The organism is Trichothermofontia sp. (genome assembly GCF_053493415.1).
On the sequence record NZ_JBRCAD010000015.1, the window covers coordinates 1 to 7890 of the forward strand.

Consider the following 7890-nt stretch of genomic DNA (forward strand, 5'->3'; position numbering starts at 1 on the left):
CGCCCAGCGTAACGTCACCGCCGCCACCGCCATTTTGGCCGGTTTAGTATTGGAGAAGGCCGTCATTCAGCAAATCTTACGGGAGGAGATTGTGAAGGAATCCGTGATCTATCAAGACATCCTGAGCCAAGGGCTACAACAAGGTCTACAACAGGGTCTACAACAAGGGCTACAACAGGGTCTACAACAAGGGCTACAGCGGGAGAGGGCTTTGGTGCAGCGGCAGCTACAACGGCGGTTTGGGGATCTTGGCGCAGGTTTAGAGGGGCGGCTGCGATCGCTCTCGGCGGATCAGTTGGAAGCCCTAGGGGAGGCATTAATCGACTTTACGCAGCCGGAAGACATTGCCGCCTGGTTTGACCACAATACCTAACCCGCAGCAGGGCGATTTCCCGTTGGGGAGGCTCGCAAACGCGGAACAGTCATGGTTTAGGCGGGTTGGGCTTGCCGTTGCTGGCGGTACTCGCGCATGGACTGGATAAATTGCTCGAACAGGTAATCCGCATCGTGGGGACCGGGGCTGGCTTCCGGGTGATATTGCACCGAGAAGAAGGGGAGGGTTTTGTGGCGAAGGCCCGCGACGGTGCGATCGTTAAGATTAAGGTGAGTCACTTCAATGTCATCCGAAAGGCTTTCCGGGGTAATCGCAAAACCGTGGTTCTGGCTGGTGATCTCCACCTTGCGCTGTAGACCAGCAGGCTGGTTGAGGCCGCGATGGCCAAATTTGAGCTTGAAGGTTTGGGCACCGAGGGAACTGCCCAGGATTTGGTGGCCCAGGCAAATACCGAAGATGGGTTTTTGGGCTGCGAGGAGGGCTTGGGTCGTCGCAATCCCATCCGTCACGGCTGCCGGGTCCCCAGGACCATTGGAGAGGAAAATGCCATCGGGATCGTAGCTGAGGATCGTTTCGGCAGGGGTGTTCGCGGGGACAACAATGACGCGACAGCCGTAGCTGGCCAACCGACGCAGGATATTGCGCTTCACCCCAAAGTCGATCGCCACTACCCGCAGGGGATCATCGGTACTGGCCTGGGCACTGGGACTGAATTCCCAATGGCTAGCGGTGGGTTCGGTCCATTCGTAAATTTCCGGGGTGGTCACCTGGGGCACGAGGTTAAGACCGGCCATTGAGGGGGCGGCTTTGACCTGGGCTAGGAGTTCCTTGGGATCGAGGATCTCGGTGGAGATGCCGCCGTTGAGGGCACCGAAACTGCGGATTTTGCGGGTGAGGGCGCGGGTATCAATGCCGTAGATGCCAGGAATCTGGTGTTGCTTCAGGTAATCCGAGAGGGATTGGGTCGATCGCCAATTACTAGGCCGTGCCGCAATATTTTGAGCGATCGTGCCGCGTACTTGGGGATGGGCTGATTCTTCATCTTCAGGATTGACCCCTGTATTCCCCAACTCTGGGTAGGTAAAGGTAACAATCTGGCCGCAATAGCTGGGATCGGTAAGGACCTCCTGATAGCCCGTCATACCTGTGTTGAATACCACTTCCCCAATCACTGTGCCCGGTGCGCCAAAGGAGAAGCCTTCATAAACGGTCCCATCAGCCAAAACCAGAATTGCCGGAGTCGGGTCAGAAGCCATAATGTTTAGCCAACCGCAAGATCGAGGATTTATTATCGCACGGGATTCTGGGCAGGCAAGCAGGCTGTCGCCCGCATTATGTCAACAGGTGATCACAGGGTTTGCTAGCATGGAGGGGCACTGTTCCGCTCCGTGCCATGTTTTTTGCTCCGTTCCGTTCTTGGGCTGGACCTCGCTGCCTTTGGCTTGCCGTGGGGGCGATCGCGCTCATGGCCTGCGATCGCCTGACAACTGATCAGGTCAACCAGGATTTGCCCCCAACCTCCCCGCCTGCGATCGCGCAGCCTCTCCGCAGGAGAATCGCCACCAGTTCCCCAGCCACCAGTCCCCCACCTACGAATTCCCTGCCGGCAAGTTCTCCCTTGGTGCAACCGGAGTCCCCCCCTGGGGCAGCCCCCAATCCGGTCGGGACGGCTGATCCCTATGCGGAGGCGATCGCCAAGGCAACCAGCGCCTTGCGCCTGAGTCAATCCGCCGCTGCCCCATCGGACTGGCAATTGGTGGCCGATCGCTGGCAGGCGGCTGTTACCTGGTTAAAAGCCGTCCCCAACACCCATCCGCAATTTGCCCAAGTTGCCGCGAAGCTGGCAGACTATCAGCGTCAACAAACCCACGCCCAACAACAGGCCCAGCGTTCGCGCAGCGTCTCCACCGGAGAATCGCCCACCCCGCGATCGCCAGCGGTGGCCCTGCGGTCTAATGAACAGGGGACCTTGGTCCCGGTAGCCCCGCCCGGACGTGCCCAAGCCTCAGCCGCGACGATACCAGCGCGGGAAACACCCGCATCACCCAACAGCATCCAGGTGCCGATTAAACGTCGCGAAGGCGGCACACCCGTGATTGAGGTAGTGTTCAATGGGCGCTACCAGTTTGAGATGATTGTCGATACGGGAGCGAGCGGCACCGTCATTACCCAGGACATGGCCCGGATGTTAGGCGTTGTGCCCCAACACACGGCCACCGTGAATACCGCCACAGCCGCCAATGTGCAAATGCCCGTCGGGGTTGTGGACTCGATCGCGGTTGGGGGGCGGGTAATCCGGCAAGTGCCCGTCGCGATCGCGAGTCCTGCCTTAGCGATCGGCCTGTTGGGACAAGACTTCTTTGCTGACCATGATCTCGTGATCCGGGAGTCCGTAATCGAGTTCCATGCCCGGAGTGGGTAGGGTCAGTATTGGGCGCGGGGAGTTTTGAATTTTGAATGTTGAATTTTGAATTGTTTAGCCTTTCAGGCAATCCAAAAATTGAGGAGAAACCCCATGTTGATGGTTCGTTGGCGGCGGGTCCTGGCCCCCTTGTTTTTAAGTTTGTTGCTGTTGGTGACGGCCTGTGGTCCGGCGGAGCCGCCGTCGCCCTATGCCCAGGTGCAGGAGGAAACGAGTCAGCGGGGGGCTGCGCCAGCCGTTGCGCCCGAGGCGACCCAGGGGGGCGAATTCAACCGCTTTTTCCCGAAGTCGGCGGATGGCTATCAGGTGGTCCCGGCTCAGGAGAAAAAAGGATTTGCGGAATATAAGCTGAAACGGGAGGGTAAGGATGTCGCCATGCTGGCGATTAACGATACGACGGGAACGGGGGCAGCCGCTAAGTTCCAGCAGAGTACGGAAAAAATTGGCGGCTATCCAGCCGTAGACCAGGGCACCCAGACGACGGCGGTATTGGTGGGCGATCGCTATCAGGTGAAGGTATTGTCCCGTGATGATGCCTTTACCCGCGCCGATCGCGTGATTTGGCTAGAAAAGTTTGACCTTAACGGTTTAGCCGGTTTGCAATAGAGGAGTAGCAGCGTGAGTAAAGCGATTTATGAATTAGTGGATGACCTGCCCACCGGGGGGCTGACGGTCATGGCCCTGAAGGCGTTGGATTTTGTGATTCCGGGCCAATGGCAGAACCTGGTTGGGTTTGACAACACGATTCGGACGGTGACGCGGGAAACTGATCCGGCTCTGGTTAAACAAATTGGGGAGCGGGCCGTCACCCTGTTCAATGACAAGTCCCAAGGTTACCAGCGGGCACTGTGGCTCTACGAAACCGTGGATTCGGCATCGGGTCTCCTGGGGACTGCGGCCTTGGCGAATCGGATTGGGCAGGATACGTTCCTCGGTTTTTTGCAAAACTTCACCCCTAAACCGGAGAAGGCTCAAAGTATTGATCTGGGAGTCAAGCTGGTAACGGAAATTGTCGCCTTTTGCCAGATCAATGGCATTCCGGGGGATAGTGTGGGGGATTTTCTCGCCGCGATCGCGGACTACAGCGGTGAGTCCCTGATGCGCATGGCGGCCTTGGTTTGCTTTGACGGCATCATTCCCCTCGGCCCCACCTTTGCGGAACAAGCCCTGAATACCCTAACGGGTACCAGTCCCACGGAATTGGAGAGCAACCAGACCTTTAAGGGGGTGAAGGATCTGATCCCCGGCAACAATCCGGCGGGGAAATTGGGCTTCATTACCGAAAGCTTTGGGGCCACGCGGGGCTGGATGGAAACCTTTGTCTCGTCCCACGGCATCACCCGTGACAAGTTGCTCGGTAACCTACGCAGCGTGGTTGAGTTCACCGATGACAAGGCGGACTATGTGGGGGCATTGCTGGATATGAATGTGAAGTACTACCGCCATACGGGCATCCAAACCCTAGCCCGTCGCCTTGTGGAACGGGCGGTTGCGGAAATTTAACCCTTAGGTGGGATAGGGGTTCCGGTTATTGTTGGTGGGATAGCTGCCGCGATGTTACGGCTCAGGTAGCCGTCGCGGCGGTTGCTAGTTTGTGGGATAGCCGTCGCGGCTGTTACTGGGTGGACATGGGCCGGCAGGATGCCTACCCCACGGTTGATTTGTTCGCTGAAATATCCAACTGCGCCCCCCCTAACCCTAGGCAAGGCCCGATCGCCGAACTAGACTGATACGATTGAGTCAGAATTAGGGACGCTGTTCATGAACGCAGGACGTAGCCCAAGCCAGTTAATGCAACCTGCTACCTACCGGATTCTTGATGCCAACCTGGATCGGGCACGGGAGGGCTTACGCATTATTGAAGAGTGGTGTCGCTTTGGTCTGAACCAATCCCAGTTAACGGAAGAGTGCAAACAACTGCGGCAGGAACTCGGCCAGTGGCATCGCCCCGAAATGCGGGCCTCTCGCAATACGCCGGATGATCCGGGGACGGAGTTGACCCACACCCACGAACGTCAGCGATCGGATCTTGCCCAGGTGTTATCCGTCAATCTGGCACGGGTGCAGGAAGCCCTGCGGGTGTTGGAGGAGTACAGCAAACTCTACGACACCCAGATGAGTGAAGCCTGTAAGCAAATCCGCTATCGGGTTTACACCCTGGAAAGTAAGTTACTGACCTACGATCGCCGTCAGAAGCTCGAAAGTGCGGCCCTGTACCTGATCACCACTGACTCGGATAACCTGTTTGCGATCGTCGAGGGTGCCTTGCGGGGGGGCGTGACGCTGCTCCAGTACCGGGATAAGGAGGCGGATGATCTCACGCGGTTGGAGCGGGCGGAACGGTTGCGCCAACTCTGCCACCACTACGGTGCCCTGTTTATCATGAACGATCGCATTGATCTGGCCCTAGCGGTCAATGCGGATGGCGTACACTTGGGGCAACGGGATGTCCCGATCGCCTTTGCGCGGCAGCTTTTGGGACCCCATCGGATTATTGGGCGATCGACCAGCAATCCCCAGGAAATGGAACGGGCGGTGCAAGAAGGAGCCGATTATATTGGTGTGGGTCCTGTGTTTGCGACACCGACTAAGCCCAATAAGGCCCCGGCGGGTTTGGAATATGTCCGTTATGCCGTGGAAAATGCGCCGATTCCCTGGTTCGCGATCGGGGGGATTGATGCCGAGTCCCTCGGTGAGGTGCTGCTGGCCCGTGCGGAGCGGGTGGCGGTGGTGCGGGCCATCATGGAAGCTGATCAGCCAACGCTGATTACCCAATATTTCCTGTCCCAGTTAACCCAAGCTCGGAAATTGCGCTCCCTGGAGGCCGCCAAGGCGTGAAGCCCTTCCCCAAGGATTACCCCAGGTTTTGGGTCGGGGCGGGTTACCCCCAAATCTGGGCAGAATACCCCCGATCGCGATCAACCCGCCTAGGCTTTCTGCTTTTTCTATGTTTTGTGTTTTTTTTGCGCGTTTTAACGATTACCGATGTCTTCAGCTTCTGCGCCTGAATCCTGGATTACTCTCCAGGTTAATGGGGAACCGAAAACCTGTGCTCCCCAAACGGCCTTGCCTGACTTTCTGGCCCAACTGGGTCTAAACCCCCGTCTGATTGCGGTGGAATATAACGGTGAAATCCTCCATCGCCAATTTTGGCCAACAACCGTGATGCAGGCGGGCGATCGCTTGGAAATTGTGACGATCGTAGGGGGGGGATAGGAGAGAGGAGAGAGGAGAGAGGAGATTAGACGGCACCGGAGTTTTTCTGGAAGATGATCCAAATCGTTTTAAGAATTAGTTGGCAGTCATACCAGAGGCTCCAATTTTCTTGATAACGCAGATCTAGGGCAATAATGTCTTCAAAATTGCGGACTTGGGAGCGGCCATTTACCTGCCATTCACCCGTCATGCCTGGTTTGACATCCAACCGTTGCCACTGGGGAATTTCATAGATACCAACCTCCTGAGGGGTAGGCGGGCGCGTGCCGACTAGGCTCATTTCTCCCCGCAGGACGTTCCAGAATTGGGGCAATTCATCTAAACTGGTGCGCCGGAGAAAACGACCCACACGGGTAACACGGGGATCATTCTGATTTTTAAAAATGGCTCCGGAGGCTTCGTTGGGAATGTCGGCTTTAAGGGCTTCAGCGTTGATGACCATTGAGCGAAACTTCCACATCCGAAAGGGCTTCCCCGTTAATCCTAAGCGGATTTGCCCGAAGAAAATTGGACCAGGACTTTCCCAACGGATGGCCAGCGCAATGAAGGGAAGCAATAGGCCCGTAATCCATAGCCCCACGATCGCGCCACTAATATCCATCAACCGTTTCCATCGCGATCGCACGGAAGGATGGGTGGCCGATAGGGGATCTTCGGCATTCATCAAGTCAGCAGTCACGATCGCAGTTGTCCGATCGTCAATTTGAAAAAACTGGAATAGGCCACTGACCTTCAAGACGGTTTTCGGCTGATCATTTAAGCTCCACAGAATGGTTTCAATATTGTTTTGTACCTGGGACAAGCTGACGATGCGGACTAACACGCCGACCCCACTACTATCCATAAAAACTGTGCGTCCCATATCCAGAATTAGCCGCTTTGGTAGGGGAGACTGGCGACACAGGGTTTCCCAGCATTGTTTAAACGGGACAACAACCTGCACCGTTAGCCGAGGTGGGGTCTGAATGAGGTATACGTCACCCACAACCGTCACAGGGAAAAGTTCATTAGGGGCAGGAAAAGACATGGTGTCATTGACTGAGGAGGGTGTCTTTGGAGATCATATTTGTTATCATGGGTAAATTTTTTTTATCGTTTTTCACACTCACCTTCCTATCCTTATTATTATACAGGGACAGAGATCGGGGGGTGGGGCTACTCTAAACGGGGCTGGCATCTTACCCCGGCACTAGCAACAGCCAGTAAGTTACGAATTATGAACTGGGACGAAATTCTCGATAGCTTATTGCCAAATGAAAGCAATGAATCGCTGATTGTCAAGGAATTTGCCTTTCCCCTATTAACAGCCCTAGGGTTTAGCTCCTCAGAAATCATTCCTGAGTTCAGCACAGGAAATGGCAGCGTAGACTGTGCTGCGCGGCGAAATGTCGATGGCGAGCCAGAGTTCATGCACGACAAGCTCAATCCAGAGGTCTTGTTGGAAGCTAAGGCTAGGGCTAACAGTAGTGGTACTAAAATTAATTTACAGGATCAGTTTCCTGGTCTACCGGAAGGAACTCCCCAATATCTCCAGGCGCGTAAGCAATTACATAAATATCTCATGGGCAAGAATTGTGCGAGAACCCAATGGGGCATTATTACGAATGCCAGCCATGTGCAATTATTACGTCGGCATGGCAAAGTAGTGGTACCGACGACTCGCACTCTGGCCATAGATAAGAATAATATTCGCAGTATTATTCAGCGGTTTAAGCAGCACCTAGAGCGATCGCCCAGAGCTTTAACCATTTGTGTCTACAACAATAAAGGTGGTGTGGGCCAGAAGTGTTGAAAGTTAGGTTAAGCGATGGAAAAAAGGGACAGAATGCAGTATTCTGTCCTCTAACAAATAAAAAATGATGTTCTATGATAGCCTCATTCCCGAAGCTTGTCAAATTGATCTTGAAGCAGCTTTGTC

Annotated in this window: 9 protein-coding genes; 7 read left to right on the plus strand and 2 right to left on the minus strand. The window is 55.2% G+C overall.

What is annotated here, in order from left to right:
• A partial coding sequence (locus ACWIUF_RS01650) for a DUF4351 domain-containing protein (RefSeq protein WP_448570435.1) occupies positions 1-373 on the plus strand: 373 nt, incomplete at its 5' end.
• Between the two features lie 56 nt (positions 374-429).
• On the opposite strand, the gene carA is transcribed toward ACWIUF_RS01650, so the two are convergent.
• Positions 430-1590 carry a glutamine-hydrolyzing carbamoyl-phosphate synthase small subunit gene (gene carA / locus ACWIUF_RS01655; RefSeq protein ID WP_448570436.1) on the minus strand — a complete coding sequence of 387 codons (1161 nt, stop codon included), beginning with the start codon at positions 1588-1590 and terminating at the stop codon, positions 430-432.
• Positions 1591-1727: 137 nt separating this feature from the next.
• Here carA and ACWIUF_RS01660 point away from each other — a divergent pair, with 137 nt between their 5' ends.
• The 5 genes from ACWIUF_RS01660 to thiS all read left to right on the plus strand — a co-directional run bounded on the left by ACWIUF_RS01660 (position 1728) and on the right by thiS (position 5972).
• Positions 1728-2756 carry a retroviral-like aspartic protease family protein gene (locus ACWIUF_RS01660; RefSeq protein ID WP_448570437.1) on the plus strand — a complete coding sequence of 343 codons (1029 nt, stop codon included), beginning with the start codon at positions 1728-1730 and terminating at the stop codon, positions 2754-2756.
• 93 nt (positions 2757-2849) lie between these two features.
• Complete coding sequence (locus ACWIUF_RS01665) at positions 2850-3362, plus strand: hypothetical protein (RefSeq protein ID WP_448570438.1); 513 nt, start codon at positions 2850-2852, stop codon at positions 3360-3362.
• A gap of 12 nt (positions 3363-3374) precedes the next feature.
• The gene (locus ACWIUF_RS01670) at positions 3375-4259 is read left to right on the plus strand and encodes a hypothetical protein (RefSeq protein WP_448570439.1); all 885 of its coding nucleotides are present in this window, start codon (positions 3375-3377) and stop codon (positions 4257-4259) included.
• Positions 4260-4517: 258 nt separating this feature from the next.
• On the plus strand, positions 4518-5594 hold the full coding sequence (locus ACWIUF_RS01675; protein WP_448570440.1) for a thiamine phosphate synthase: 1077 nt from the start codon (positions 4518-4520) through the stop codon (positions 5592-5594).
• Between the two features lie 147 nt (positions 5595-5741).
• Positions 5742-5972, plus strand: coding sequence for a sulfur carrier protein ThiS (gene thiS / locus ACWIUF_RS01680; protein ID WP_448570441.1), 231 nt, complete (start codon positions 5742-5744; stop codon positions 5970-5972).
• Positions 5973-5997: 25 nt separating this feature from the next.
• On the opposite strand, the gene ACWIUF_RS01685 is transcribed toward thiS, so the two are convergent.
• Positions 5998-6999 (minus strand): exopolysaccharide biosynthesis polyprenyl glycosylphosphotransferase, encoded by a 1002-nt coding sequence (locus tag ACWIUF_RS01685; RefSeq protein WP_448570442.1) that lies wholly within the window; start codon positions 6997-6999, stop codon positions 5998-6000.
• 189 nt (positions 7000-7188) lie between these two features.
• Between ACWIUF_RS01685 and ACWIUF_RS01690 the strand changes: the two genes are divergently transcribed.
• On the plus strand, positions 7189-7764 hold the full coding sequence (locus tag ACWIUF_RS01690; protein ID WP_448570443.1) for a hypothetical protein: 576 nt from the start codon (positions 7189-7191) through the stop codon (positions 7762-7764).
• Positions 7765-7890: the final 126 nt, after the last annotated feature.